The organism is Aminobacter sp. LjRoot7, assembly GCF_964252895.1.
Lineage (GTDB): Bacteria > Pseudomonadota > Alphaproteobacteria > Rhizobiales > Rhizobiaceae > Aminobacter > Aminobacter aminovorans_B.
In genome coordinates this window covers 20,568-44,566 of sequence record NZ_CAXUPX020000013.1, presented here as the reverse complement: position 1 = coordinate 44,566, position 23,999 = coordinate 20,568, and the positions used below count along the sequence as shown (strand labels likewise).

The following is a 23,999-nucleotide window of genomic DNA, read 5'->3' as shown; positions in this document are numbered from 1 at the left end:
TAGGCAGGCTTTCTGTTGGTTGGTAGGTCAACCCCGATCCAGCCACACGAAATCCCTCGCGGAGGAGCGGAGACGACCGTCCATGCTCGAACGGCGCGACACTTACGACGCCCTCTATCGCGATTTCCGCTGGCAGATTCCGGAAAAGTTCAACGTCGGCACCGCTGTTTCCGATCGCTGGGCAGCCATCGACCCGGACCGAACGGCGCTGCTCGACTACCGTATCGATGGCGCTGCGGAAAAACTTTCCTTCGGCGAGCTTTCGAGCCGGTCCAACGCTTTCGCCAATGCCATGCGCGCCAGGGGCGTACGCCGTGGCGACCGGGTGGCGCTGCTCTTGCCGCAGAGCTTCGAGACGGCGATCGCCCATGTCGCGATCTACAAGCTCGGTGCGATCGCCGTGCCACTGGCATTGTTGTTCGGCGTCGAGGCGCTCGAGTATCGGCTGCAGACGGCAGGCGTCAGGGCGATCGTCACCAATGAGGCCGGCTTCGCCAAGGTCAGCCAGGTCAGCGGCCGGCTGCCCGAGCTCGAAGCGATCGTCGTTGTCGGCGGCGGCGATGTAGATGATTTTCATCGCCTGCTTGCCGCGCATTCGCCCGACTTTTCAGCAGAGGACACCGGCCCCGACGATCCGGCGATGATGATCTTCACCTCCGGCACGACGGGCCCGCCCAAGGGCGCATTGCACGGCCACCGTGTGCTGCTCGGCCATCTGCCTGGCATCCAGATGGCGCAGGAGTTCATGCCGCAATCGGGCGACCTGTTGTGGACGCCCGCCGACTGGGCCTGGGCCGGCGGCCTGCTCAATCTGCTGCTGCCCGGGCTCTATTTCGGCCTGCCGGTGGTCGCCGCGCGCTTCGACAAGTTCGCGCCCGAGGCAGCTCTGCTGCTGATGGAAAAGATGGCGGTGCGCAACGCCTTCATCCCGCCGACGGCACTGCGCATGCTGAAGGTCGTGCCCGACATCGGCAAGCGCTTCCGACTCAGCCTGCGCAGCGTTGGCTCCGCTGGCGAGGCGCTCGGGCGCGAGACCTATGACTGGGCCGCCGCCGAACTCGGGCTTGTCGTCAATGAGTTCTACGGCCAGACCGAATGCAATGCCGTGCTCGCCTCCTGCGCCGGGCTCGGCATAAGCAAAGGCGGAGCCATCGGCAAGGCGGTTCCAGGCCATCGCGTTGCCATCATCGACGGCGACGGCCGCCGCGTGCCGCCGGGCGAGCCGGGCCAGATCGCCATTGCCCGGCCGAACCCGGTGATGTTCCTCGAATACTGGCAGAGCCCGGAGGCGACCGAGAAGAAGTTCATCGGCGAGTGGATGACGACGGGCGACCAGGGTATCGAGGACGACGACGGCTATGTCTCCTTCTTCGGCCGCGACGACGACGTCATCACTTCGGCCGGCTTCCGCATCGGCCCCGGCGAGATCGAGGACTGCCTGACCGGTCACCCGGCGGTGGCGCTCGCCGCTGCCGTCGGCAAGCCCGACGTGCTGCGCACCGAGATCGTCAAGGCCTATGTCGTGCTCAAGGATGGAGTGGTGGGCGACGCGGCACTCGCCGACGAGATAAAACTCTGGGTGCGCGAGCGGCTTTCGGCGCATGAATATCCGCGCGAAGTCGAGTTTGTCGATTCCATGCCGCTGACCACCACCGGCAAGGTCATCCGCCGCATTTTTCGCGACAGGGCGAAGCGCGAGGCGAAGACGACCTGAGGCAGGATCCCGAAAGCCTTAGCGCTTCTTGAGTAGGCTGCGCACGCGGTCGCGCAGCTTGACGGCGAGCTTGCGGGTCTCGCGGTAGAGATGCAGCTGCGATGCCGCCTGCCGGGTGACGCGGTCCGCGTCCGGCGTCAGCCCGACGACGAAGGTGCCCATCGGCTTGCGCTCGCTCCACATCTTGCCGACCAGCGGGTGGTCGGGCACGGCGCAGCTGTCGGTCATCATGATGTTGGGGTCGTCGAGATGATGGCCGGTCACCGCCATCATCAAAAGCGCGCCCGGCGAAAAGGCCGACAGCGTCTCGTCATAGGCGGTCTTCCAAGTGTAGGCGACGCCGGCCTCGACGAACACCACGAGGCTGGCGATCGTGCGGCCGTCGAGCGTCAGCGAATGGATGCGGCACATGTCCTGCTCGGACATGCGATGCACCGCCTCGCGGGCGAAGGCGGCGCGGTAGCGGTCGATCGCCATGGCGGTGCGCTGGCGTCCCTTCCAGCCGGAGGCCTCCAGCGTCAGGAACTGCTCGATGGCGTGGCGCACGTCCTCCTGGGTGCGGGCGACCGTGTGCTCGACGACACCTTGGTCTGCGAGTCGGCGGCCCAGCCGGCGGAATTCCTTGTAATGGCGGCTGCCAAGCGCTTCCTTGAGATAGTCCTCGCCCTCGGCGTTGCTTTCGATGAAGGGCCGTTCGAACTGGCCGGTCACGACGAGCGGCAGGTTGCGCGATTCGGCAGTCGCACTCAGCATCCGCGCCACCGCACCGTCGAGGCGCATGTCGGGCATGACGAACACCTTCGGCAGCTTGAGGTGCGGCCGGGCCAGCATGGCAAAGAAGTCGGCGATCACGCCTTCGGGGTCGTCGCGGTCGAGCAGCGGCGTGCCGAGCGGGCCAAACGGGCTCGACCACGTCCGCATCACAGGCACGCCCAGCGGCACCGCCGGCTTTTCGACCGAATAGGGCACCAGCAGCCGCAGCCGGCTGCGAAATTCGGTGCCGTCGCGGATCACGGCAAGGCGCACCTCGCGATCCTCGAGCCGCGGCATGGCGGGTGCCAGGAAGCGCGGGTTGAAGAAGACGTTGGGCTCGATGGTGCGGGCGCAGAGATGGTCGAGCTCCTCGACCAGGTCGAAGCCGGCCGAGGCCGGATAGATCGCCAGCCTGCGCAGCGGCCTTTCGGCCGATGTCAGTTCGAGATGGGCGAGGTCGGCGGCGTCGGCCGGCACGCCGGCAATGCCGGCGATCAGCGAGCCCGCCGGGCCGCCACTTGTTTCCTCGAGAAGCGGTATGGCTGCCATTAGGCGTTCTCTACCGTGCGTTTCGTGGGAATGAACAGGACCATGATGATGCCGAGTTTGCGCCAGACGGTGAAGGAGAGGGCTGTTGCCTCGAAGATCATCGCCGCCGATGTGGCGATCGCAGCACCCCACAGGCCAAGCGTCGGGATCAGCAGCACGTTGAGGCCGATGTTAAGCGCCAACGTTGCGGCATAGACCATGGCGCAGACATTCTGGTGGCCGCTCATCGTCAAGAGGCTCTCGCACGGGCCGACCGCCGAGCGCGCGACGACGGCCGAAACCAGCAGGAACAGCAGTGGGTAGCCATCGCTGAAGCCGGGGCCGAACATGGCGAGCAGCGGCTCGCCGAGCAGCAGAACCACCACGCCCATCGCCAGTGACGGCCAGAATGTCCATGACACTGTCTCGCGGGCAAAGTCGTCGAGCTTTTCGGTGTCGCCATGGGCGATCCGCGCATAGCGCTGGGCGACGCCCGCCTTGACGGCGAAGTAGACGAAATGCACCAGCGCCAGCGTCTTCACGGTGGCGAAGTACACGGCCACCTTGTCCGGTTCCATATAGGCGCCGACCATCAGCACGTCGGCGTTGGTCAGCAGGAAGAAGAAGCTCTCGACCAGAAAGATCGGCAGCGAAATCTTGAGCCAGTAGCCGAGCCGGTAGTTGCGCGGGCCAGCGGGGATGCGCCTGTCGGCGCGCGAGGTGATGCGGAAGACCTGGCTGAGCGTCGTCACATAGGTGGCGAGGATGGAGGCGATGACGGCCGTTTCAGCCGTCGGTGCAAAGCCGGTGCCAACTGCTCCCGCCATGAACACCAGGATTAGCACCGGCCGGGTGATGTAGGTCGGCACCAGTGCGGCAAAGGCCCTGGAATTGGCCCGGGCGACGCCTTGCAGCACGTCTGACAGCGCCAGCATCGGCAGGCAGATCATGCCGAGGGTGAACGGCACGACGTAGTAGCTTTCGATACGGTCGGAGAATAGCCAGACACCGGCCATTCCCAGTGCCGCGATGGCGGTCGAGGCGATGATCACGAACAGGCGGCTCGCCACCAGAACACCCCGCAGATCGTCCAGCATGCCCTTTTCGCGGTATTCCGAAATGAAGCGGATGATCGAGGTGTGGAAGCCGAAGCAGGACAGCGAGCCGACGATGATCATCGCCACCCACACCAGGACGAAGATGCCGTATTCGAAGCTACCCATCCAACGCGCCAGCAGCACCTGGCTGACGAAGGCGATGGCTGCACTGACGATGCGCACGGCAAAGGCAAACAGCGACATGCGGCCGGCTTCGCCGCGCTCGTCGCTGCTGAACACCACCGCGTCGACGCGGTGCAACAGCGGCATGATGCGCGAGGCGATCTGCCCCGGCAGCCACCGTTCGGCCGTCATCGCTGCGGAAAAACGCAACTCGATACACTCCATCTTCCGCGATTTCGCTCACAGCATGTAGCGGATAGCGATTAAGAAACGGTTGGGTGGACAAGACAACCGGCGGGGATGGGCGGTGTGATCTCCGAAGACGAGCGCAAATCGATGCTGCGGGCCCATTCGATCGGTCCGAAGATGATCCACTATCTCGAGGACATCGGCATTGAGCGGTTGGCCGACCTCGAGGGCGCCGATCCGCACCAGATCGCCATGCGCATCGACATGTTAGTCGGGCGCAAGCACATGAACAGCCTGGGCGTTGCGGCGCTTCGCAACCTCATCGAGCTTGCGAACACCAAGGCTTGATCGGGCAGGCCAGCGCGCGGGGTTGACTGGCTGGCTCGTCGGAGCCATTTAGGCCGCGCGGGCAGTTCACCCAACGCACTGCGCCGCATGAACCCAAGGAAACAACCATGAACAGCGACAGTCATAGTCGATCGACCAAGCCGTCGACGCCGACCGAAGGGACTGATCGCGGTTGATCGCTCTCCCTGGGTCGCCGCCGATGGCTATCGGCGCGACTGAAGGGGTGCGACATGAGCTACACCACCATCATCGAAGAGCTGCGCGACGACGCAGCCATCCGCGACAATGCGGCAATCGCTTCGCGTCTTGCGGAAGAAACTGCACCCGACATCGTCGAGGTGCTCAACACTTGCGACATCGAGCAGACGGCGCAACTCTTTGAGTTGATGCCGGTGGAGCGAGCCGTCGAAGTGCTCGACCAGCCTGCCTTCGACCACGCGGCCGAGTTGCTTGCGCTTCTGCCGCAGCACACGGCTGCGCGCCTCCTGTCGGGCATGTCGGCCGACCGTGCCGCCCATGCGCTTCGGGAAATCGATCCCGATGTGCGGGCCGGTTTGCTGGCTGGCATCGACGGCGAAACACGCACGGCGCTGGAGAGGCTGCTGGCCTATCCGGAAGACTGCGTCGGCGCCATGATGACCACGGAGTTCGTCTCGGTGCCGTCCAACTGGACGGTGTCGGAGGTGCTTCGCCATGTGCGGGCTGTCGAGAGCACGCGGGAAACCGTCTATGCGGTGTTCGTCGTCGATCCGTCGCGGCAAACCCTGGTGCATGCCGTGCCGCTGCGGCGCGTCATAGCTGCCGATCCGAGGGCCGGAATCCTGTCGGCCGTGCCGAAGCGCCGGCTGATCAAGACGACGGCGCTGGCGCCGCGCGACGAGGCCGTGCGCCTGATCGCCAAATACGACCTGCTTGCCGTGCCGGTTGTCGATGCCAGGAACCACCTCATCGGCATCGTCACTGTCGACGACGTCATCGACACCATGGTCAAGCGCGACACCGAACAGGTTCATCGCATGGGCGGCATGGAGGCGCTCAACGAGCACTACATGGACATCGGCTTCTTCCGGATGATCCGCAAGCGGGCCGGCTGGCTGAGCGTGCTGTTCCTGTCGGAAATGCTGACGGCCTCGGCCATGCAGAGTTTCGAGGGCGAGCTCGAAAAGGCGATCGTGCTGACGCTGTTCATTCCGCTGATCATGAGCTCGGGCGGCAATTCCGGCAGCCAGGCAAGCTCGCTGCTGATCCGGGCACTGGCGCTCCACGAGGTGCGACTGGGCGACTGGTGGAAGGTGGCGCTGCGCGAGTTGCCGGCCGGCCTCACGCTGGGCTCGATCCTCGGCGTCATCGGCATGGTCCGCATAGTCACCTGGCAGCTGCTCGGCTTCTACGACTACGGCCCGCACTGGCAGCTGGTGGCGCTGACCATCGGCGCCACGCTGGTTGGTATCGTGACCTTCGGCTCGATGACCGGCTCGATGCTGCCATTCGTCCTGAAGCGGCTGGGGTTTGACCCTGCCACCGCCTCGGCGCCGTTCGTTGCGACGCTTGTCGATGTCACCGGCCTGGTGATCTATTTCAGCATCGCGCTGGTGATCCTCCACGGCACGCTGCTGTAGCCTAAAGCACAAACGAAAACGGCGGCCCATCGGGGCGCCTTTTTTTGATCAATCCTGCCTATCAGGCGAAGGTGCCGTGGCAGTGCTTGTACTTCTTGCCCGAGCCGCAGGGGCAGGCTTCGTTGCGGCCGACGCGGCCCCAGGTCGACTGGTCGTTGGGGTTGCGGTCTTCGGCGGCGACAACGCGGCTGTCTTCGAGCACGGCAACGGAGCCTTCGCCGAAATCGTCCTCGCCGGTCGTGCCGTCGATGTGGTGGCCGTGCATTTCGGGTGCTTCAGGCGGCGGCGCGTCGGCAGCCTGGCGCACCAACTCGACGCGCATCAGCTGCGCGGTCACTGCCTGACGCAAATTGCCGAGCATCGCCTGGAACAGCTCGAAGGCCTCGCCCTTGTATTCGTTCAGCGGGTCGCGCTGGGCGTAGCCGCGGAAGCCGACGACGGAACGCAGATGGTCCAGATTGACCAGGTGCTCGCGCCACAGGTGATCGATGGTCTGCAGCACCACGGAGCGCTCGACATAGGTCATCACCTCGGGGCCGAAGCGCTCGGCGCGGTCGGCCGCTGCCTTGTCGGCTTCGGCTGTGATGCGGTCGCGTACTTCCTCTTCGGCGATGCCTTCTTCCTTGGCCCACTCTTCGACCGGCAGGTCGAGGTTGAGCGACTGGATCACGCCTTCCTTGAGGCCGTTGACGTCCCACTGCTCGGCATAGGCGTTTTCGGGAATGTGCTTGGCGACGAGATCCTCGATCACGTCATGGCGCATCTCGGCGACGCGGTCGGTCAGGCTGGTCGCGTCCATCAGCTCGATGCGCTGCTCGAACACCACCTTGCGCTGGTCGTTCGACACGTCGTCATATTTGAGCAGGTTCTTGCGGATGTCGAAGTTGCGCGCCTCGACCTTCTTCTGCGCCTTTTCCAGCGCCTTGTTGATCCAGGGGTGGACGATGGCCTCGTCTTCCTTGAGGCCGAGCTTGGTCAGCATGCCGTCCATGCGCTCGGAACCGAAGATGCGCATCAAATCGTCCTGCAGCGACAGGAAGAACTTCGAGCGACCCGGATCGCCCTGGCGGCCGGAGCGGCCACGCAGCTGGTTGTCGATGCGGCGGCTTTCATGGCGTTCGGTGGCCAGCACGTAGAGACCGCCGGCGGCCAGCGCCTTTTCCTTGAGACGGGCGACGTCCTCGCGGATCGCCTTTTCCTTGGCGTCGCGCTCGGCACCGGCCGGCATGTCGCCCAATTCCTCGGCAATGCGCATGTCGGCGTTGCCGCCGAGCTGGATGTCGGTGCCGCGGCCGGCCATGTTGGTGGCAATCGTGATCGAACCTGGCTTGCCGGCTTGGGCGACGATCGAGGCTTCACGCTCGTGGTGGCGGGCGTTGAGGACCTCGAAGTCCTTGAAGCCGTCCTTGCGCAGGCGCTCGGCCAGTTGCTCCGACTTCTCGATCGAGGTTGTGCCGACCAGCGTCGGCTGGCCCTTGGCGTTGGCTTCCTTGATCTCGCGGACGATCGCCTTGTATTTTTCCTCGACCGTCCGGTAGACCTCGTCGTCCTCGTCGATACGGCTGACGGGCAGGTTGGTCGGAACCTCGGTGACGTCGAGATTGTAGATGTTGCCGAACTCTTCGGCTTCCGTCAGCGCCGTACCGGTCATGCCGGCGAGCTTTTCGTACATGCGGAAGTAGTTCTGGAAGGTAACCGAGGCCAGTGTCTGGTTTTCCGGCTGGATCGCTACGTGTTCCTTGGCTTCCAGCGCCTGGTGCAGGCCTTCCGAGAAGCGGCGGCCTGGCATCATGCGGCCGGTGAACTCGTCGATGATGACGATTTCGTTGTCCTTGACGATGTAGTCCTTGTCCTTCTGGAACAAGCGATGCGCTTTGAGCGCATTGTTGACGTGGTGGACCATGGCCACGTTTTCGACGTCGTAGAGCGACTCGCCCTTGAGCAGGTCTGCCTCGCGCAGCAGGTTCTCCATCTTCTCGGTGCCTTCTTCGGTGAAGATGGCGGTCTTCTGCTTCTCGTCGACTTCATAGTCGGACGGAACCATCTGCTGCATGAAGGCATCGACGGTGTTGTACATTTCCGAACGGTCCTCGAGCGGACCGGAAATGATCAGCGGCGTGCGGGCCTCGTCGACCAGGATCGAGTCGACTTCGTCGACGATCGCGAAGAAGTGACCGCGCTGCACCATCTGGGCGCGCTCGTACTTCATGTTGTCGCGCAGATAGTCGAAGCCGAGTTCGTTGTTGGTGGCGTAGGTGATGTCGCAGGCATAGGCCGCGCGGCGCTCTTCGTCGGATAGGCCGTGCACGATGATGCCGACCGACAGGCCGAGGAACCTGTAGAGACGGCCCATCCATTCGGCGTCGCGGCGGGCCAGATAGTCGTTGACGGTAACGACATGCACGCCCTTGCCGGTCAGGGCATTGAGGTAGACCGGCAGGGTGGCGACCAGCGTCTTGCCTTCGCCTGTGCGCATCTCGGCGATGCCGCGGCCGTGCAACACCATGCCGCCGATCATCTGGACGTCGAAGGGACGCATGCCAAGCGCGCGCTTGGCGCCTTCGCGCACCGTGGCGAAGGCCGGGACCAGAAGGTCGTCGAGCGAGGCGCCGTTGGCGATGTCCTGGCGGAACTGCTCGGTCCGCGCCCGAAGCTGGTCGTCGGTCAGCGCCTGCAGTTCATTTTCCATTGCAGTGATCGCTTCCACCCGGGGCCGGGTCGACTTGACACGGCGGTCGTTGGAGGAACCGAAAATCTTACGGGCGAGACCGCCGAGACTGACCATCAAGTGGTCCTTTCAATTCGAATGAAGCCGACTGTCCGCCGGCCGAACCTGCCGAGGAACATAGGGTGGCAGACTCAACACGAAAAGCGCCCGGAAAAACCCTTCTGGACGCGAAGACGATGGACAGATAAGAGGGGGCACAACTTATGTCAACGTTGCAGCGAGCCTGCCGGAGACGCCAAATTCCGCCACATTCAGGTTGATTTGGAAGTGCGGTCATCACCCCACCGGAGAGTTTAGATGTCTTTTTCGTTCCGTAGCGCCTCGCTTGCCCGCGTCGGGCTTGCCGCTGGGCTTGTGGCGCTGTCGTCGCTGCCGTTGGTTGCACAGGAAACAGCGCCTGCACCCCAGGCCGCTGCCCCTGCAGCCGCTGCCGTCGATCCGAACGCGATCGTGGCGACGATCAATGGCGAGAACGTCACCGAAGCCGATATCACCTTGGCCGAGCAGGACCTTGGTCAGCAGTTCGGCAACCTGCCGCCGGAGCAGCGCCGCGCCGCCGCCCTGTCGTCGATCATTGAGATCCGCCTGATGGCCGCCCAGGCCGTCGAGAAGGGCCTCGACAAGGACGCCGACTTCCAGCGTCGCGTCGCTTTCCTCGATCAGCGCGCCCTGCATGGCGAACTGGTGGAAAAGGAAGTCGCCGGCAAGATCACCGACGACGAGATCCGCGCCCGCTACGACAAGGAAATCGCGGCCCAGAAGCCGGTCAACGAGGTCCACGCCCGCCACATCCTGGTCAAGACCAAGGAAGAGGCTGACGCGATCATCAAGAAGCTCGAAGGCGGCGAAGACTTCCAGAAGCTCGCCAACGAAAACACCACCGACCCGTCCGGCAAGACCTCGGGTGGCGATCTCGGCTTCTTCGGTCCCGGCCAGATGGTGCCGGAATTCGAGAAGGCGGCACTCGCCCTTGAAGTCGGCGCCTATTCCAAGGAGCCGGTGCAGACGCAGTTCGGCTGGCACATCATCAAGGTCGAGGACAAGCGTGCCCAGCAGCCTCCGGCATTCGAGACCGTCAAGGACCAGGTCCGTTCGCTGCTGATCCGCGAGAAGTACATCGAGCTGGTCAAGCAGGTTCGCACCGCCGGCAAGGTCGAGATCACCGATCCGGCCCTGAAGAAGGCCATCGACGCCATCGACGCCTCGAAGTAATTTCCTCACCACAGACAATTCAAAGGGCGGTGCCAATGGTGCCGCCCTTTTTGTTTGCGTGCGCCATTTCGCCGCCGGCGGCGGTCAACGGTAGCGGGTCGAGGCCTTGAATGCGGCCGGGTCGCCAGCTGCCAGCGCGCCGACGAACTCCGGCACGCGGACCGCCAGCATCATCAGCCACAGCAGCGGCCAGTCGGCTGCGTAGCAGAACTGGTCGCCCACCGCATCGATGGTCCGCCGGTTTTCCCGGAACGATGCCATCACCGCGCTGACTGCCAGCCCCATCCGCGAGCGATCGCTGCGTTTGCGCAGCTTCATCAGCGCGAACTGGTATCCTTTGTTACGCCGCACGTCCCAGATGAATCCGAGGCCTTCATAGGCGTGGATGGAGACCGCGCGCGGGTCCACCGCCAATGCAACTTCATCCTCGTTCATCGCATCTTGCCTTATGTGGGCGCTGACGAACGGTCCTTGTCCGGGCTCAAAGCGATAGCGTTCGAGCAGCGCACGGCGATAGATCGCGCCGTTGCTGGAGACGTGGATCACCTTGCCATGACGGTCGCGGCACTCGATGAAGCCGCGGTCGAGCAGCGACATCACCCGTTTCATCATGCTGCCGTTGCCATAGGAGGTGCGCCCGGAGACCGCCGCTACGGCGGGGTTCTCGTCGAGGGCCTTGTGCAGGGTGGCCATCCAGCCTGGCTGCGGCAGGCAGTCGGCCTCGACGACCGCGATCAGTGGGTGGTGGCAGTAGGGCAGGGCGGCATCCTTGAGCTGGGAGGATTCGTCGCTGTCGTGGGTGACGATGACGACCGATGGCTCGCCCGCATCCACGCCGTACGAAAAAGTGCTTCCCGCCGGCAGCATGACGATGATTTCGGCCGGCACGCCCGCCCGGTCGTGCAGATAGGCCTGCAGCGACTGGCGCAGCTCGCCATCGCCGTCATCCGAGAGATAGTCGGATACCACGATCAGGCTTATCGGCAGTACCGGCGGCCTGATGTGATCCATGTTCTGCTACCTCCTGACGGCGATGCCGTGGACGATATGCCTGATAGCTTGCCTCAGGATAGCCTCGTCCTCGTCGAGCCGTCCGGTCAAGAGATGCACCCAGGCGTAGGACGAGACCATGTCGGCGACCTGGGTGGCGTCGACATCGGCAGCCACTTCGCCGCGTGCCTTGGCCCGTTCGATCAGCTTGCCGGTATGGGCGCGGCGGCCGGCGGAATAGGTGGCCAGCGCCTCGGCGGCGGCGGGGTCCTGCTGGGCTTCGGCCACGAGCGAACGGAAGATGTTGCCGGCCGGCGTTTCGCGCCACTGCGCAAACAGGCTTTTTGCGAAGATGAACAGGTCTTCCTCGACGTTGCCGGTGTCGGAATAGGCGATGTCGCGCTTCTGGCGCTGGTAGACCTCGAGCAGCAGGGCCGTCTTGCTCGGCCACCAGCGGTAGATCGTCGGCTTGCCGGCGCGGGCCCGCCGCGCCACCGCTTCGATCGAGAAACCGGAATAGCCGTTTTCGATCAGCACGGCTTCGGCCGCCTCGAGGATGGCTTCCGCACTTTCCAGGCTGCGTTTGGCGCCGATCGATTTGCGCGCGGTGTCGGCTTCAGTGCTCATTCCGAACTCCATTGTCGAATTATCTCTACACCACCTCTTGACGAAACGAAACGGTCCGTTTTATATAACGAAACGTTTCGTTCCGATGGAGTTGAAGATGACTGGTTCCCAAACCCGCTTTTCCCGCCCGCGTTTCGCCCTGATGGTCCTGCTCGGCGTCTACCCGCTGATCACCGCACTTCTCTACGTCATCATGCCGCTGACCGAGGGCTGGACGATCTGGCAGCGCACGCTGCTAATTGCACCGCTGATGGTGTCGGCAATGATCTGGGGCCTGATCCCCACGGTTCAGCGTGTCTTCCGCGGTTTCCTCAATCCGGTCGTCGGCTGAGGCTGGCCCACATCTTCGTGAGGTGAAAACGCCTTGCGAAGCCTCGCGCTATCGGGCAAACGGTGCCAACTTCAACCGTTTCCCGAGCCCGCAGAGGTTCCTTCATGTCGACTGCCGTTTCCCCTCTCGCACCGAAAAAGTACCCCAAGATGCCCGCCATCGAGGGCGTTCGCATCGCCACCGCCGAAGCGGGGATCAAGTACAAGGGCCGCACCGACGTGCTGGCCATGGTGTTCGACGAGGGAACGACAGCTGCCGGCGTATTCACCCGCTCAAAATGCCCGTCGGCCCCGGTCGATTTCTGCCGCCAGAACCTTTCCGGCGGCAAGGCACGCATCCTGATCGTCAATTCCGGCAACGCCAATGCCTTCACCGGCAAGAAGGGCCGCGAGACGACCTCGCTGACCGGCCAGGCCGCCGCCAAGGCCGCCGGCTGCACGCCGGGTGATGTTTTCCTGGCCTCCACCGGTGTCATCGGCGAACCGCTCGACGCCGGCAAGTTCAGCCACCTGCTGTCCGGCATGGTCAAGGACGCCAGGCCCGACCAGTGGACCGAAGCCGCCAAGGCGATCATGACCACCGACACCTATCCCAAGGTGGTCACCGCGACCGTCAAGCTCGGCGACACCGACGTCACGATAAACGGTATCGCCAAGGGCGCCGGCATGATCGCGCCCGACATGGCGACGATGCTGTCCTTCGTTGCCACCGACGCGCCGATTTCAGCTGATGTGCTGCAGGACATGCTGTCGCGCGGCACCGCCAAGACCTTCAACGCCGTCACCGTGGACAGCGACACCTCGACCTCCGACACGCTGATGCTGTTTGCCACCGGCGCTGCCGCCAAGCGCGGTGCGCCTGCCATTTCCGATTCCAAGGATGCGCGCCTCGGTGCCTTCCGCCGCGCGTTGAACAAGATGCTGAAGACGCTCGCGCTCCAGGTCGTGCGCGACGGCGAAGGCGCGCGCAAGCAGGTCGAAGTCACAGTCACTGGTGCCAAGTCGGCGCGCTCGGCCAAGCGCATCGCGCTGTCGATTGCCAATTCGCCGCTGGTCAAGACCGCCGTTGCCGGCGAGGACGCCAATTGGGGCCGCGTCGTCATGGCCGTCGGCAAGGCCGGCGAGCCGGCCGACCGCGATCTGCTGTCGATCTGGTTCGGCGACAACCGCCTCGCCCACAATGGCGAACGCGATCCGGGCTATTCGGAAGCGGCGACCTCGGCCTATATGAAGGGCGACAACATCGCCATCCGCGCCGACATCGGCCTTGGCCGTGGCAAGGCGACGGTGTGGACCTGCGACCTGACTAAGGAATACGTCGCCATCAACGGCGACTACCGGAGCTGATAGCTGACGTGAACCAGAACCGCCCGTCGCACGAACTCGCGATCGTCCGCCGCTACGAGGCGGCGGGTTTTCGCGCCTGGCCGGCGGCGGCCGTGCATTATGACGGCACCTGGCTGGTTCGCCTGACCGCGGGTCACCCTGCCAAGCGGCTCAATTCGGTCAATCCGCTCGACCCCGCCGACATCCGCAACATTCCCGACCGCATCGCCCGCGCCAGCCGCCGCTTCGAGGCCTATGGCCGGCCGCTGACCTTCCGCATGTCGCCCTTGTCGGGCCCGGCCATTGCCGCCCATCTCGACCGTGAGGGTTGGAGCACGTTCTCTGAATCGATGGTGATGCGGCTGTCGCTCGACGATACCGTCGTCGAGCAGGCCATGGACCAGATCCCGCTCAAGGACATCGGCCGCTTCGTCAGCGCCTCGATGGCGGTGCACGGGCTCGACCCGTCGCTGCGGCCCGGCCTGTCTGAGATCATTGGCGCGATCCAGCCGGAAGCCGGCATGTTCGTGCTCGAACAGGACGAGCAGCCGGTGACGGCGGCGATCTGCGTCCACGACACCGACCTTGCCGGCCTGTTCGAGATCGCCACCACCGAAGCCGAGCGCGGCAAGGGTTTCGGCCGCAGGCTGATCCTGTCGGCGCTGAAATGGGCCCGACTGCGCGGTGCGCGCCAGGCCTGGCTGCAGGTCGAGGCTGACAATGCGGGCGCCATCCGCCTGTACAAGAAGATGGGCTTCAAGGAAGTCTATCGTTACCACTACCGCCGCCCGCCGGAGGCCTGACTTGACCCAACAGGGAAAACGCCTGCTGCTGGTGGCCGCCTGCGCGCTCGTCGATACCGACGGCCGCGTGCTTCTGGCCCAGCGCCCCGAAGGCAAGTCGCTTGCCGGCCTGTGGGAGTTCCCCGGCGGCAAGGTCGAGCAGGGCGAAACGCCCGAGGAAACCCTCATCCGCGAGTTGCGCGAGGAGATCGGCATCGAGACCAAGACGGCGTGCCTTGCGCCGTTGACCTTCGCCAGCCACACCTATGACGACTTCCACCTCTTGATGCCGCTCTATGTCTGCCGCCGCTTCTGGGGCATTCCGGAGCCGAAGGAAGGCCAGGTACTGAAGTGGGTGCGGCCCAAGCAGATGCGCGACTATCCCATGCCGCCTGCCGACGAGCCGCTGATCCCGTTCCTTATCGACCTGCTCTGAGGCCACCTGTCCGGCAGCGTTAAGCCAAAGTTCATGCAATCGTGAAAAATTGAATGGCCGCCGCCTGTCTCGGCTGCGCATCGACACGGCTTTTCGCGAGGGACGTTGCCAATGCAAGCTGACAACGAGTGGGATTTGATCCGCCCCGAGCGATCGTCCTCGGCTGCCAGGGCGCGGGCCGGTATCCTGCGCGTCGCGCTGCTGTTCGGCTTCATCGCGATCGCGCTGACGCTGTTTGCCACGCCCTTCCTCGAAGACAAGACCCGTCCGCTGCTCAACCAGGTTCGGTTCGACGGTCTCGATTACACCGCTACCGGCTCGGTCAACCGCAATACCAGCTATACGCTGCGCCGCAGCGTGCTCCAGGACACGCCGCAATCGGTTTGCGTCATCAAGGACAACGGCCAGCGCAGCGGCCAGTGCTGATGATGCCGGCTTCCGGCTTCACTGCCCGTTAAGCCTTCGCTGTTAACCTTTCTTAAGATGTCGGCCTTATGGTCTCACGCAAGAATGACGGGTGGACGCGACCGATGATCAGGCGATTTCTCAGGGACGAAAGCGGCGCCACAGCGATCGAATACAGCCTGATCGCGACGCTGATCGCGATGGCAATCATCGGCAGCGTAGGACAGTTCGGTACGGCACTTCAGGCCTATTGGGAAAACATCGGCACCAAGGTAGCCACGCCCTGAAGCCCAGAGCCTAGCTCTTCCCTTCATCCCCCAGCACTTTTGCCAGCGACACCTGCGCTGAACCCGGCTTGAGCGGCTTCTGCTGCGACGGATCGGGCGCCCAGCCTGACAGCCAGACGAACGAAAAGGTCGCCCGCACCCGCCCGTCCGGGTCGGAGAAGCGCTCGGCGTAGATCTCGGCCGCGCGCTGGAACAGCTTGCGTGTCGCCGGTTTCCGCGACCGGTCGGCGAGGGCACTTGTGACGCCCATCGCACGCAGGTCCTGCATCAGCCCGAACATCGTGTCGTAGCGTACCGTCACCGTCTCGACATCGGCGACCGGCAGGGCAAATCCCGCCCGCTGCAGCAGCCCGCCGGCATCGCGTACGTCGGTGAAGGGGATGACGCGCGGGCTTGCCCCGCCTGAAATCTCCGTCTCCGCAGCAAGTAGGCTTTCGCGCAGTTCGACCAGCGTGCCTGCGCCCGCCAATACCCCGAGGAACAGCCCGTCCGGCTTCAGGGCCCGGCGGATCTGGATCAGCTGGCCGGGAATGTCGTTGGCCTCCTGCAGCGCCAGCAGCGACACGGCGAGGTCGACACTCGCCGGCTCCAGCGCAATGGTCTCGGGATCGGAGACGATGCCCGGCCCGCCGCCGAGGAAGGTCGCATTGGCCTCGACGCGCACAAGTTCCGTGACCTTGCCGCTGGCTGCCAGCACCGCGGTTGCCGCCGGGCTGACCGAGAAGATCGCAGCACCGCGCTCGAAGGTCCGCTCGACCGTCGACAGCCTTTCGCCGAGATCTTCAGCGGCGCGGGCCATCAGGAAATCAGCGCCGGCTGTGCCTTGCGCCAGGGCACGGCGCCGGTGCGCGATCACGAGGCTGGCGTCGAAAATGGCTTGCACGTCGAGATGTCCTTGTTTGCCGGGTTTCTGCTATGATCGCCCGACCCTAACCTGTCGTGGCCGATCCGATGCCGGAGATCAAGAGCCTCGCCATTGCCGCGGCTTCATGGCCGGCGCGGATGCTGTTTCCGCCGGTATGCGCAGGCTGCCGTCGCCAGGTCACGCAGCCCGGCGCCTTGTGCGGTGCCTGCTGGCCGAAACTGCGCTTTCTCGAAAAGCCGTGGTGCGAGGTGATGGGCACTCCGCTTAGCCATGATTTCGGCGCTGGCTTCCTGTCCGCCGAAGCGATCGCCAACCCGCCGCCCTTCGCCCGTGCCCGCGCTGCAGTCGCCTACACCGGCATCGCCCGGCGCATGGTCCAGGGCCTCAAGTTCCACGATCGCACCGACCTAGCGCCCTGGATGGCGCGCTGGATGCTCCGGGCAGGCGCCGAGCTCATTGCCGACGCCGAGGTCGTCGTGCCAGTGCCGCTGCACTGGCGGCGCTTCTTCTGGCGCCAATACAACCAGTCGGCGGAACTTGCCCGCGCCATCGCTACGCTCTCGAACCTGCCCTTCGCGCCGATGGCGGTGCGCCGCATCAGGCGCACGCGCCAGCAGATCGGTCTCGGCCAGAGCGAACGCGAAGACAATGTGCGCGCCGCCTTCGTCGTTCCGCCCGAGGCCGAGATCGAGGTCAGGGGCAGGCGGGTGCTGGTGATCGACGACGTCTACACCACGGGCGCCACGGTTTCGGCGGTGACGCGGGCGCTCAGGAAGGGCGGCGCCAGCGCGGTCGACGTGCTGACCTTCGCCCGCGTGTTGCCGGGGGACTTCCGGCCCGACGATACGGACACTATATAGTCGACCAAGGACAACGGATTTTCGTCATGGTCGATGTGACTATCTATACGCGCATGATGTGTGGCTACTGTACTGCGGCCAAGCGCCTTTTGGAACGCAAGGGCGTTGCATTCACCGAACATGACGCTAGCTTCTCGCCTGAGCTTCGGCAGGAAATGATCACGCGCGCCAATGGCCGCGCCACCTTCCCGCAGATATTCATTGGCAACACCCATGTCGGCGGTTGCGACGACCTGCATGACCTCGACGCGCAAGGCAGGCTCGACCAACTTCTCGCCGCCGGCGCATAAAGCTGAGGACGAACAATGGCGATTTTCAAGGCAGCGGCAGTGCAGATGCGTTCGGGCAAGGAGCCGGAGCGTAACGCGCGTGATTTCGAAGCGCTGGTCCGCGAGGCCGCCGGCCTTGGCGCGACTTATGTCCAGACGCCCGAGATGACCGGCGCCATCGTCGGCGACAAGGACGCGCGCGCCGCGGCCTTCACCTCCGAGGATCGCGACCTGATCGTCGCCTCGGGCCGCAAGCTTGCCGCCGAGCTTGGCATCCATCTTCATGTCGGCTCAACGGCCATCGTGCGCGCCGACGGCAAGCTCGCCAACCGCGCCTTCCTGTTCGGCCCTGATGGCGGCATGCTCGCCACCTACGACAAGATTCACATGTTCGACGTCGACCTCGACAATGGCGAGAGCTGGCGCGAGTCCTCGGCCTATGAGCCGGGCACCGAGGCCGTCGTTGCCGACACTGCGCTCGCCAAGATCGGCTTTGCCATCTGCTACGACCTGCGTTTCTCGCAGCTGTTCCGTGCCGAGGCGCTTGCCGGCGCCGAAGTGCTGACCGTCCCCGCCGCCTTCACGCGCCAGACCGGCCTTGCGCATTGGCATCCGCTGCTACGGGCGCGGGCCATCGAAAACGGCGCCTTCGTTATCGCTTCCGCCCAGGGTGGCAAGCATGAGGACGGCCGCGAGACCTTCGGCCATTCGCTGATTATCGATCCGTGGGGCCGCATCCTGGCCGAAGCCGCGCATGACGAGCCCGGCGTCATCATCGCTGAGATCGACACCCAGCATTCGGCAGATGCGCGCAAGAAGATCCCCAACCTCAAGAACGCGCGCGAATTCAACGTGTCGCTGCGCGGAGCCGGCCAGGGAGCGCTCCGGGGAGCCGCATCTTGATCCGATTTTCGCTGCATTGCGACCACGCGCATGACTTCGAGGGCTGGTTCCGCAGCAACGACGACTTCGAAACCCAGCGCAAGCGAGGCTTCGTCTCCTGCCCGGAATGCGGCTCGCAGAAGGTCGAAAAGGCGCTGATGGCGCCTGCTGTCTCGACCTCGCGCAAACAGGAAAAGGTCGCCCTCGCCATGGGCGAGCAGCAGCGCAAGATGATGGCCGCACTCAAGGAGCTGTCCGAAAAGGTTCGCGAGAACGCCGAAAATGTCGGCGACAAGTTCGCCGAGGAAGCGCGCAAGATCCATTTCGGCGAGACCGAGGCCCGCGGCATCTACGGCGCCGCCACCATCGATGAGGCCAAGGGCCTTGCCGAAGACGGCATCGAGTTCATGCCGCTTCCGGTTTTTCCCGACGACCGGAACTGACTGGCGGATGACAGCTTCTGGGGGGAGCGCGTCCATGGAAACTCATAAGTACCGCATGGCGGATTATCCCTATCCACTTCACACCAACCGCGAGCTTGAGATGATGCTGGCGGGCACCAAGCCGTTCGCTATGTTTGCTCACGAGCGTGTCGAGGGCTTTGAGAAGCGCGCTGCGCTGGCCGGTCAGGACTTTGACGCCCATGTGAAAAGCGGCGTGCTGTCCGAGCATGTCGGGACTATCCGGCACGCGTCGAGTGGGGTCGATATCGATTACTATTTTTATGCGCTGCCCGGCGAGGAATGGCGCGTCGAAGCCTGTCTGCTGCTGCTTGAAATGCTGCATCGGGGCGCCTGGTGCCGCCAGCTGGAATGGCTGGAAGGTAGGCTGCTCGGCTACACCGATGAGCAGAACGAGTATCATCTGGCCCGCGCCTATCCCGACGGATGGAAGCGTTGAGGTAGCGCCCCGCGACGCGGGGCGCGCCCGAACTCAGATGCGCTGTCCCACGTCGATCCGGTTGCCGTCAGGATCAGCAAACACGAAGGCCCGCTGGCCGTAGTCCTTGTCTTTCAACGACTTGATGATCCGGACGCCGGCCGCTGCGCAGATGGCGTAGAGTCCGTCGATGTCGTCGACGAACATGTGGAAGGCATTGACTGTCGAGGGCGTGTGGTTGCGGTCCTGGCTGATGTGGATCTCGGCGGCGTCCTTTTTCAGCACCATGAACCCCACTGGGTCGCCGTTCTCGAACACTTTCTGCATGCCGAGCACTTCGGAGTAGAAGCGGAATGCCGCCTGGATGTCGCGGACGGAAAGGCCCGGGGCAGCCCGGCCGAAGGTGATCGATTGGATAGGGGATGGACTCATCGCGTGCTCCTGATGGCGAATGGCAGGGGCGGCGGTGCGCGTGCCAGGTGAGGAGCGGTGTCCTAGCAGGCAAGCTCGCATGGAAACGGATGCGAGGGAAGACCCGCCACGCCGCAGGCGTCGTCGTCACCCACCTGCCAGGTCGAACGCCTTGCGCAGGGTCGCAGGCGCGGTGTTGCGCCAGGCGGTCACCAGCGCGCTGCGCAGCGTCGGCTCGTCCGCCGCTGCCAACATCACCCGCGTCCAGCCCTGCTTGCCCCAGCCGCCGTCGACGGGCCGGAAGACGGCAGCCTCTGCCCCGCAGATCATCTCCTGCTGGTCGCGTGTCAGCTTGATCACGGCATTGCCGTCCTCGGGCAGGGTGGCGAAGACACGGTCGCGGACGCGGAAGTCGGGCTTGCCGAAATGCGATTTCTCGGTCGCTCCTGGCAGTTCCAGGGCGATCCGTCTGACATCCTCTCTTGTCATGGCTCTCGATCCGGTCATGGCAAGCCATAGTGTCAGGGATTGCGGGAGGCGGCGCAAGTTTGGGCAGGGTGGCTTTCCACGGCCTTCTGGCCCAATCGAGACCGTGTTCTCTGTTGGCCCGCGCCGCGCTAGACCCATGCCATGAAGATCATCTGGAACTCTGGCATAGCGCTCCTGATCGTCACCGGGGCGCTGCTCGGGCTGACGCTGCCGTTCGGCAAGCTCGCGGTGGAGGCCGGAGTTCCGCCGCTGTTGTGGTCGTTCATCATTTCCTTCGGTGCCGGCAGCGTGCTGCTGGTCACGCTTTTGGCCAGCGGCCGGCGCATGAAGCTCGATCGCCAGAACCTGCGCTATTTCTTCATCGCCGCGGCGATTTCCTACGCCATCCCGAACTTGCTGATGTTCACCGCCTTGCCGCATCTGGGCGCCGGCTACACCGGGCTGATGTTCACGCTGTCGCCCGTCGTCACGCTGGTCATGTCGCTTTCGTTGCGGGTCAGCCGGCCAAGCCGTCTCGGCGTGGCAGGCATCGCCATTGGCTTTGTCGGCGCGCTGCTCGTTGCCTCGACGCGCGGTCAGGCCGACCGGCCGGCCGATTTGTTGTGGATCGGTGTCGGCCTGCTCATCCCGGTGTTTCTCGCCGCCGGCAATATCTACCGCACCTTCGACTGGCCCCGGGCATCCGGGCCGATCGAGCTTGCCATCGGCAGCCATCTCGCTGCCGCGCTGATACTGATCGTGCTGACTGCCGCGACCGGGCAGACGGCTTCCGCCAGCCTGCTTGCCGACATGCCGCTTCTGGTGCTGGCGCAGGTTGCCGCGTCGTCGGCGATGTTTGCTTTCTTCTTCCGGCTGCAATCGGTCGGCGGTCCGGTCTATCTCAGCCAGATCGGCTATGTCGCCGCCGCCGTCGGCCTGATCTCAGGCACGCTGTTTCTTGGCGAAAGCTATGGCCCGCTGACCTGGGTCGGCGGCCTGATCATTCTCGTCGGGGTGACACTGACGACCAAAGCCCAGCGCGGCAACTGACCTCGCTGGGCAGAGCCGGGCAGGCGGGTAGAGAAAAGCGGCCTCAGGCCGCCTTTTCCGCCAGCACCATGTAGTTGACGTCCATGTCGCGGGATTTCTGCCAGCGGTCGGCCAGCGGATTGTAGATCACGCCGGTGCGGTCGATGGTGGCGAGGCCAGCACCGGTGAGCGCCTTGTCCAGTTCTTCGGGGCGCACCAGCTTGCCGTACTGGTGGGTGCCGCGCGGCAGCCAGCGCAACACATACTCGGCGCCGACGATGGCCAGGCCGAGCGCCTTGAAGGTCCGGTTGATGGTGGCGACGAACATGATGCCGCCGGGCTTGACCATCTCGCCGCATTTCCTGACGAACAGCTCGACGTCGGCAACGTGCTCGACAACTTCCATGTTGAGGATGATGTCGAACTTCTCGCCGGCGTCGGCGAGATCCTCGGCCGTGGTGGCGCGGTAGTCCACCTTCACGCCGCTTTCGGCGGCATGGATCTTCGCCACCTCGATGTTGGTGGACGAGGCGTCGGCGCCGACGACTTCGGCGCCCAGGCGCGCCATCGGCTCGCACAACAGGCCGCCGCCGCAGCCGATGTCGAGGATGCGCAGGCCCTCGAAGGGCCTGGCGGCGTGGGTGTCACGGCCGAAACGCTGGGCAACCTGGTCGCGGATATAGCCCAGGCGGACGGGGTTGAACTTGTGCAGTGGGCGGAACTTGCCGTTGGGGTTCCACCATTCGGCTGATAGAGCCGAGAACCGCTCGACTTCTCCGGCATCGATGGTCGATGGGCGGGGATCTGGCATTGCTGTGGTCTCCTTCGAGCGCAAGGAAGTCGGGTCTGGCGTCTCGATTGTCAAGGCGACATTTCCGCGAGCAGCCATGCGCGAATGGCAAGCCGCCGCCGGTAGCCATGCCGCCGACGGTCAGTTTGCAAGCCTTGGCATTGGCTTTGCCGGTCAGGCTGAGGCGATGACCAAGGCGTGCGACATGTCGATGCTTTCGGGGTCGATGGCCTGGAACGCGGCACAATCGCCGATCTCGGCCATGATCTTTTCCGCTGCCGCCTGCGCGTCCTCGCGGCTTTGCCAACGCACGACGTCGATCCAGCTGTTGCCCCTTTCCGCCAGGTGGCGGCTCAGGAAGCCCGGCTGTCGCCTGAGCCAGTCACTGACGGGTTCGTTGGCGGCGGCAAAGGCGGCGGCAAAACCCGCAGTCTTGCCCGGCTTGAGGCGGAACGTCACGATTTCCAGTGCTTCGGTCATGTCCATGCTCTTGTTTCGGTCGGGCAGGACGCGGGATGGGAATCGGGCAGGCCGTGTTCATCGCATGATCTGCCTGCCAAAACCTGTCAGGAGAGGTCGCGCGCCGGCAAAAAATGACGCGGTGATTTGTCTGGCCGGGCGTCCTTGCGGAATGCGCGTGTTTTGGCTATGCAGGCCGCGCATTCGACACCGTTCAATTCATCGGTGTTTTCACTCATTTTCCGGCCCCGTCGGGGCCGGCGTATATGGCAAGGGCATTTCGCTTCTATGGCGCGCATCGTGATGAAATTCGGCGGGACATCCGTCGCCGACATCGCCCGAATCCGCAACGTGGCGCGCCATGTGAAACGTGAGGTCGACGCTGGCCACGAGGTCGCCGTCGTCGTCTCGGCGATGTCCGGCAAGACCAACGAGCTCGTTGGCTGGGTGCAGGAAGCCTCGAAGGCCGAAGGCGCCAATTTCAACATCTACGACGCCCGCGAATACGATGCCGTGGTCGCCTCGGGCGAGCAGGTGACGTCTGGATTGCTGGCGCTTGCGCTGCAGGCGATGGGGATCAACGCCCGCTCCTGGCAGGGCTGGCAGATCCCGATCAAGACCGACAACGCCCATGGCGCGGCCCGCATCCTCGACATCGACGGCTCGTTCCTGATCAAGCGCTTCCAGGAAGGCCAGGTCGCTGTCGTCGCCGGTTTCCAGGGCATCGGTCCGGACAACCGCATCGCCACGCTCGGCCGCGGCGGCTCCGACACCTCGGCTGTCGCAATCGCGGCAGCGGTGAAAGCCGATCGCTGCGATATCTACACCGATGTCGATGGCGTCTATACTACCGACCCGCGCATCGAGCCCAAGGCGCGTCGCCTGTCGCGCATTTCGTTCGAGGAAATGCTCGAAATGGCGTCGCTCGGCGCCAAGGTGCTGCAGGTCCGCTCGGTCGAACTCGCCATGGTGCACAAGGTTCGCACCTTCGTGCGCTCTTCCTTTGAGGATCCGGATGCGCCCGGCATGGGCGATTTCCTGAACCCGCCTGGTACTCTCATTTGTGACGAGGATGAAATCGTGGAACAGCAGGTCGTCACCGGAATTGCCTACGCCAAGGACGAAGCTCAGGTCTCGCTGCGCCGTGTCGCCGACCGGCCGGGCGTTGCAGGCGGGATCTTCGGCCCACTGGCCGAGGCCAATATCAATGTCGACATGATCGTCCAGAACATTTCCGAGGACGGCAAGTTCACCGACATGACCTTCACCGTGCCGTCGGGCGACGTCAACAAGGCGCTCGCCGTGCTCGAGAAGATCCGCCCCGACATCGGCTATGACGCCGTCCAGCACGACGAGGGCATGTCCAAGGTGTCGGTCATCGGCATCGGCATGCGCAGCCATGCCGGCGTCGCCGCCACCGCCTTCCAGGCGCTGGCGTCCAAGGGCATCAACATCCGCGCCATCACCACCTCCGAGATCAAGATTTCGATCCTTATCGACGGGCCTTATACTGAACTTGCGGTTCGGACTTTGCATTCCGTCTACGGTCTGGATAAGCAGTAGTATTAGGAGTCGAGCGTCACCGCGTTGCCG

28 protein-coding genes are annotated in these 23,999 nt (G+C 64.4%); 17 read left to right on the top strand and 11 right to left on the bottom strand.

The window, feature by feature from the left end:
• Nucleotides 1-82: 82 nt before the first annotated feature.
• Nucleotides 83-1,714, top strand: coding sequence for an AMP-binding protein (locus ACSQ3E_RS26965; protein ID WP_436125023.1), 1,632 nt, complete (start codon nt 83-85; stop codon nt 1,712-1,714).
• Between the two features lie 18 nt (nt 1,715-1,732).
• Here ACSQ3E_RS26965 and ACSQ3E_RS26960 read toward each other — a convergent pair whose 3' ends face one another.
• Both ACSQ3E_RS26960 and ACSQ3E_RS26955 read right to left on the bottom strand, forming a co-directional pair.
• On the bottom strand, nt 1,733-3,016 hold the full coding sequence (locus ACSQ3E_RS26960) for a GNAT family N-acetyltransferase (RefSeq protein ID WP_436125022.1): 1,284 nt from the start codon (nt 3,014-3,016) through the stop codon (nt 1,733-1,735).
• Nucleotides 3,016-4,425 (bottom strand): lipopolysaccharide biosynthesis protein, encoded by a 1,410-nt coding sequence (locus ACSQ3E_RS26955; RefSeq protein ID WP_436125021.1) that lies wholly within the window; start codon nt 4,423-4,425, stop codon nt 3,016-3,018. Before ACSQ3E_RS26955 ends, ACSQ3E_RS26960 begins: the two co-directional genes overlap by 1 nt.
• Before the next feature lie 90 nt (nt 4,426-4,515).
• Here ACSQ3E_RS26955 and ACSQ3E_RS26950 point away from each other — a divergent pair, with 90 nt between their 5' ends.
• Entirely contained in the window at nt 4,516-4,752 is a 237-nt protein-coding gene (locus ACSQ3E_RS26950) for a hypothetical protein (RefSeq protein ID WP_436125020.1), read from the top strand.
• A 230-nt stretch (nt 4,753-4,982) separates the two neighbouring features.
• On the top strand, nt 4,983-6,371 hold the full coding sequence (mgtE, locus tag ACSQ3E_RS26945; RefSeq protein ID WP_436125019.1) for a magnesium transporter: 1,389 nt from the start codon (nt 4,983-4,985) through the stop codon (nt 6,369-6,371).
• 61 nt (nt 6,372-6,432) lie between these two features.
• Here mgtE and secA read toward each other — a convergent pair whose 3' ends face one another.
• Nucleotides 6,433-9,156, bottom strand: a complete 2,724-nt coding sequence (secA, locus tag ACSQ3E_RS26940; protein ID WP_436125092.1) for a preprotein translocase subunit SecA — start codon at nt 9,154-9,156, stop codon at nt 6,433-6,435.
• 240 nt (nt 9,157-9,396) lie between these two features.
• Here secA and ACSQ3E_RS26935 point away from each other — a divergent pair, with 240 nt between their 5' ends.
• A complete protein-coding gene (locus ACSQ3E_RS26935; RefSeq protein ID WP_310328253.1) occupies nt 9,397-10,311 on the top strand; it encodes a peptidylprolyl isomerase in 915 nt (304 codons plus the stop codon).
• Nucleotides 10,312-10,395: 84 nt separating this feature from the next.
• On the opposite strand, the gene ACSQ3E_RS26930 is transcribed toward ACSQ3E_RS26935, so the two are convergent.
• The gene (locus tag ACSQ3E_RS26930) at nt 10,396-11,322 is read right to left on the bottom strand and encodes a glycosyltransferase (RefSeq protein WP_436125018.1); all 927 of its coding nucleotides are present in this window, start codon (nt 11,320-11,322) and stop codon (nt 10,396-10,398) included.
• 6 nt (nt 11,323-11,328) lie between these two features.
• Nucleotides 11,329-11,928 (bottom strand): TetR/AcrR family transcriptional regulator, encoded by a 600-nt coding sequence (locus ACSQ3E_RS26925; protein WP_436125017.1) that lies wholly within the window; start codon nt 11,926-11,928, stop codon nt 11,329-11,331.
• 97 nt (nt 11,929-12,025) lie between these two features.
• Here ACSQ3E_RS26925 and ACSQ3E_RS26920 point away from each other — a divergent pair, with 97 nt between their 5' ends.
• The 6 genes from ACSQ3E_RS26920 (at nt 12,026) to ACSQ3E_RS26895 (ending at nt 15,494) form a co-directional block, all read left to right on the top strand.
• A complete protein-coding gene (locus ACSQ3E_RS26920; RefSeq protein WP_436125016.1) occupies nt 12,026-12,259 on the top strand; it encodes a hypothetical protein in 234 nt (77 codons plus the stop codon).
• Between the two features lie 104 nt (nt 12,260-12,363).
• Entirely contained in the window at nt 12,364-13,605 is a 1,242-nt protein-coding gene (argJ, locus tag ACSQ3E_RS26915; RefSeq protein ID WP_436125015.1) for a bifunctional glutamate N-acetyltransferase/amino-acid acetyltransferase ArgJ, read from the top strand.
• Nucleotides 13,606-13,613: 8 nt separating this feature from the next.
• A complete protein-coding gene (locus ACSQ3E_RS26910; RefSeq protein ID WP_436125014.1) occupies nt 13,614-14,387 on the top strand; it encodes a GNAT family N-acetyltransferase in 774 nt (257 codons plus the stop codon).
• A 1-nt stretch (nt 14,388) separates the two neighbouring features.
• A complete protein-coding gene (locus ACSQ3E_RS26905) occupies nt 14,389-14,802 on the top strand; it encodes a (deoxy)nucleoside triphosphate pyrophosphohydrolase (protein WP_436125013.1) in 414 nt (137 codons plus the stop codon).
• Nucleotides 14,803-14,913: 111 nt separating this feature from the next.
• Nucleotides 14,914-15,228 carry a hypothetical protein gene (locus ACSQ3E_RS26900; protein WP_436125012.1) on the top strand — a complete coding sequence of 105 codons (315 nt, stop codon included), beginning with the start codon at nt 14,914-14,916 and terminating at the stop codon, nt 15,226-15,228.
• 104 nt (nt 15,229-15,332) lie between these two features.
• Nucleotides 15,333-15,494, top strand: coding sequence for a Flp family type IVb pilin (locus ACSQ3E_RS26895; protein WP_310328268.1), 162 nt, complete (start codon nt 15,333-15,335; stop codon nt 15,492-15,494).
• Between the two features lie 10 nt (nt 15,495-15,504).
• Here ACSQ3E_RS26895 and ACSQ3E_RS26890 read toward each other — a convergent pair whose 3' ends face one another.
• Nucleotides 15,505-16,377 (bottom strand): methyltransferase domain-containing protein, encoded by an 873-nt coding sequence (locus ACSQ3E_RS26890; protein ID WP_436125011.1) that lies wholly within the window; start codon nt 16,375-16,377, stop codon nt 15,505-15,507.
• Between the two features lie 56 nt (nt 16,378-16,433).
• Here ACSQ3E_RS26890 and ACSQ3E_RS26885 point away from each other — a divergent pair, with 56 nt between their 5' ends.
• Genes ACSQ3E_RS26885 through ACSQ3E_RS26865 form a run of 5 tightly spaced genes read left to right on the top strand, consistent with a single transcriptional unit; the run spans nt 16,434 to nt 19,270 of the window.
• Nucleotides 16,434-17,219: a ComF family protein gene (locus ACSQ3E_RS26885; protein WP_436125010.1), complete on the top strand. Its 786-nt coding sequence runs from the start codon at nt 16,434-16,436 to the stop codon at nt 17,217-17,219.
• A 26-nt stretch (nt 17,220-17,245) separates the two neighbouring features.
• A complete protein-coding gene (grxC, locus tag ACSQ3E_RS26880; RefSeq protein ID WP_067957776.1) occupies nt 17,246-17,509 on the top strand; it encodes a glutaredoxin 3 in 264 nt (87 codons plus the stop codon).
• Between the two features lie 15 nt (nt 17,510-17,524).
• On the top strand, nt 17,525-18,391 hold the full coding sequence (locus ACSQ3E_RS26875) for a carbon-nitrogen hydrolase family protein (protein WP_436125009.1): 867 nt from the start codon (nt 17,525-17,527) through the stop codon (nt 18,389-18,391).
• Nucleotides 18,388-18,813 carry a DUF1178 family protein gene (locus ACSQ3E_RS26870; RefSeq protein ID WP_214391285.1) on the top strand — a complete coding sequence of 142 codons (426 nt, stop codon included), beginning with the start codon at nt 18,388-18,390 and terminating at the stop codon, nt 18,811-18,813. Before ACSQ3E_RS26875 ends, ACSQ3E_RS26870 begins: the two co-directional genes overlap by 4 nt.
• Before the next feature lie 34 nt (nt 18,814-18,847).
• Nucleotides 18,848-19,270: a hypothetical protein gene (locus ACSQ3E_RS26865; RefSeq protein WP_436125008.1), complete on the top strand. Its 423-nt coding sequence runs from the start codon at nt 18,848-18,850 to the stop codon at nt 19,268-19,270.
• A gap of 33 nt (nt 19,271-19,303) precedes the next feature.
• Here ACSQ3E_RS26865 and ACSQ3E_RS26860 read toward each other — a convergent pair whose 3' ends face one another.
• A complete protein-coding gene (locus ACSQ3E_RS26860; protein WP_436125007.1) occupies nt 19,304-19,681 on the bottom strand; it encodes a VOC family protein in 378 nt (125 codons plus the stop codon).
• A gap of 126 nt (nt 19,682-19,807) precedes the next feature.
• Complete coding sequence (locus ACSQ3E_RS26855; protein WP_436125006.1) at nt 19,808-20,149, bottom strand: MmcQ/YjbR family DNA-binding protein; 342 nt, start codon at nt 20,147-20,149, stop codon at nt 19,808-19,810.
• A gap of 141 nt (nt 20,150-20,290) precedes the next feature.
• Between ACSQ3E_RS26855 and ACSQ3E_RS26850 the strand changes: the two genes are divergently transcribed.
• Nucleotides 20,291-21,178 (top strand): DMT family transporter, encoded by an 888-nt coding sequence (locus tag ACSQ3E_RS26850; protein ID WP_436125005.1) that lies wholly within the window; start codon nt 20,291-20,293, stop codon nt 21,176-21,178.
• 43 nt (nt 21,179-21,221) lie between these two features.
• Here the strand turns inward: ACSQ3E_RS26850 and ubiG are convergent, their stop codons facing one another.
• The 3 genes from ubiG to ACSQ3E_RS26835 all read right to left on the bottom strand — a co-directional run bounded on the left by ubiG (nt 21,222) and on the right by ACSQ3E_RS26835 (nt 22,645).
• The gene (gene ubiG, locus ACSQ3E_RS26845) at nt 21,222-21,968 is read right to left on the bottom strand and encodes a bifunctional 2-polyprenyl-6-hydroxyphenol methylase/3-demethylubiquinol 3-O-methyltransferase UbiG (protein WP_310328289.1); all 747 of its coding nucleotides are present in this window, start codon (nt 21,966-21,968) and stop codon (nt 21,222-21,224) included.
• 153 nt (nt 21,969-22,121) lie between these two features.
• Nucleotides 22,122-22,433: an antibiotic biosynthesis monooxygenase gene (locus ACSQ3E_RS26840; RefSeq protein ID WP_436125004.1), complete on the bottom strand. Its 312-nt coding sequence runs from the start codon at nt 22,431-22,433 to the stop codon at nt 22,122-22,124.
• A gap of 80 nt (nt 22,434-22,513) precedes the next feature.
• Nucleotides 22,514-22,645 (bottom strand): hypothetical protein, encoded by a 132-nt coding sequence (locus ACSQ3E_RS26835; protein WP_310328294.1) that lies wholly within the window; start codon nt 22,643-22,645, stop codon nt 22,514-22,516.
• A 49-nt stretch (nt 22,646-22,694) separates the two neighbouring features.
• Between ACSQ3E_RS26835 and ACSQ3E_RS26830 the strand changes: the two genes are divergently transcribed.
• The gene (locus ACSQ3E_RS26830; protein ID WP_067957796.1) at nt 22,695-23,969 is read left to right on the top strand and encodes an aspartate kinase; all 1,275 of its coding nucleotides are present in this window, start codon (nt 22,695-22,697) and stop codon (nt 23,967-23,969) included.
• The last annotated feature ends 30 nt before the right edge of the window (nt 23,970-23,999 follow it).

What these genes read in the sequence shown, in the direction of transcription:
- ACSQ3E_RS26925 (WP_436125017.1), bottom strand. Translation starts at nt 11,928, where the DNA reads ATGAGCACTGAAGCCGACACCGCGCGCAAATCGATCGGCGCCAAACGC.
- argJ (WP_436125015.1), top strand. Translation starts at nt 12,364, where the DNA reads ATGTCGACTGCCGTTTCCCCTCTCGCACCGAAAAAGTACCCCAAGATG.
- ACSQ3E_RS26965 (WP_436125023.1), top strand. Translation starts at nt 83, where the DNA reads ATGCTCGAACGGCGCGACACTTACGACGCCCTCTATCGCGATTTCCGC.
- mgtE (WP_436125019.1), top strand. Translation starts at nt 4,983, where the DNA reads ATGAGCTACACCACCATCATCGAAGAGCTGCGCGACGACGCAGCCATC.
- ACSQ3E_RS26935 (WP_310328253.1), top strand. Translation starts at nt 9,397, where the DNA reads ATGTCTTTTTCGTTCCGTAGCGCCTCGCTTGCCCGCGTCGGGCTTGCC.
- ACSQ3E_RS26840 (WP_436125004.1), bottom strand. Translation starts at nt 22,433, where the DNA reads ATGGACATGACCGAAGCACTGGAAATCGTGACGTTCCGCCTCAAGCCG.
- ubiG (WP_310328289.1), bottom strand. Translation starts at nt 21,968, where the DNA reads ATGCCAGATCCCCGCCCATCGACCATCGATGCCGGAGAAGTCGAGCGG.
- ACSQ3E_RS26830 (WP_067957796.1), top strand. Translation starts at nt 22,695, where the DNA reads ATGGCGCGCATCGTGATGAAATTCGGCGGGACATCCGTCGCCGACATC.
- ACSQ3E_RS26930 (WP_436125018.1), bottom strand. Translation starts at nt 11,322, where the DNA reads ATGGATCACATCAGGCCGCCGGTACTGCCGATAAGCCTGATCGTGGTA.
- ACSQ3E_RS26835 (WP_310328294.1), bottom strand. Translation starts at nt 22,645, where the DNA reads ATGAGTGAAAACACCGATGAATTGAACGGTGTCGAATGCGCGGCCTGC.
- ACSQ3E_RS26865 (WP_436125008.1), top strand. Translation starts at nt 18,848, where the DNA reads ATGGAAACTCATAAGTACCGCATGGCGGATTATCCCTATCCACTTCAC.
- ACSQ3E_RS26850 (WP_436125005.1), top strand. Translation starts at nt 20,291, where the DNA reads ATGAAGATCATCTGGAACTCTGGCATAGCGCTCCTGATCGTCACCGGG.
- ACSQ3E_RS26900 (WP_436125012.1), top strand. Translation starts at nt 14,914, where the DNA reads ATGCAAGCTGACAACGAGTGGGATTTGATCCGCCCCGAGCGATCGTCC.
- grxC (WP_067957776.1), top strand. Translation starts at nt 17,246, where the DNA reads ATGGTCGATGTGACTATCTATACGCGCATGATGTGTGGCTACTGTACT.
- ACSQ3E_RS26875 (WP_436125009.1), top strand. Translation starts at nt 17,525, where the DNA reads ATGGCGATTTTCAAGGCAGCGGCAGTGCAGATGCGTTCGGGCAAGGAG.
- ACSQ3E_RS26960 (WP_436125022.1), bottom strand. Translation starts at nt 3,016, where the DNA reads ATGGCAGCCATACCGCTTCTCGAGGAAACAAGTGGCGGCCCGGCGGGC.
- ACSQ3E_RS26950 (WP_436125020.1), top strand. Translation starts at nt 4,516, where the DNA reads ATGGGCGGTGTGATCTCCGAAGACGAGCGCAAATCGATGCTGCGGGCC.
- ACSQ3E_RS26895 (WP_310328268.1), top strand. Translation starts at nt 15,333, where the DNA reads ATGATCAGGCGATTTCTCAGGGACGAAAGCGGCGCCACAGCGATCGAA.
- ACSQ3E_RS26855 (WP_436125006.1), bottom strand. Translation starts at nt 20,149, where the DNA reads ATGACAAGAGAGGATGTCAGACGGATCGCCCTGGAACTGCCAGGAGCG.
- ACSQ3E_RS26920 (WP_436125016.1), top strand. Translation starts at nt 12,026, where the DNA reads ATGACTGGTTCCCAAACCCGCTTTTCCCGCCCGCGTTTCGCCCTGATG.
- secA (WP_436125092.1), bottom strand. Translation starts at nt 9,156, where the DNA reads ATGGTCAGTCTCGGCGGTCTCGCCCGTAAGATTTTCGGTTCCTCCAAC.
- ACSQ3E_RS26860 (WP_436125007.1), bottom strand. Translation starts at nt 19,681, where the DNA reads ATGAGTCCATCCCCTATCCAATCGATCACCTTCGGCCGGGCTGCCCCG.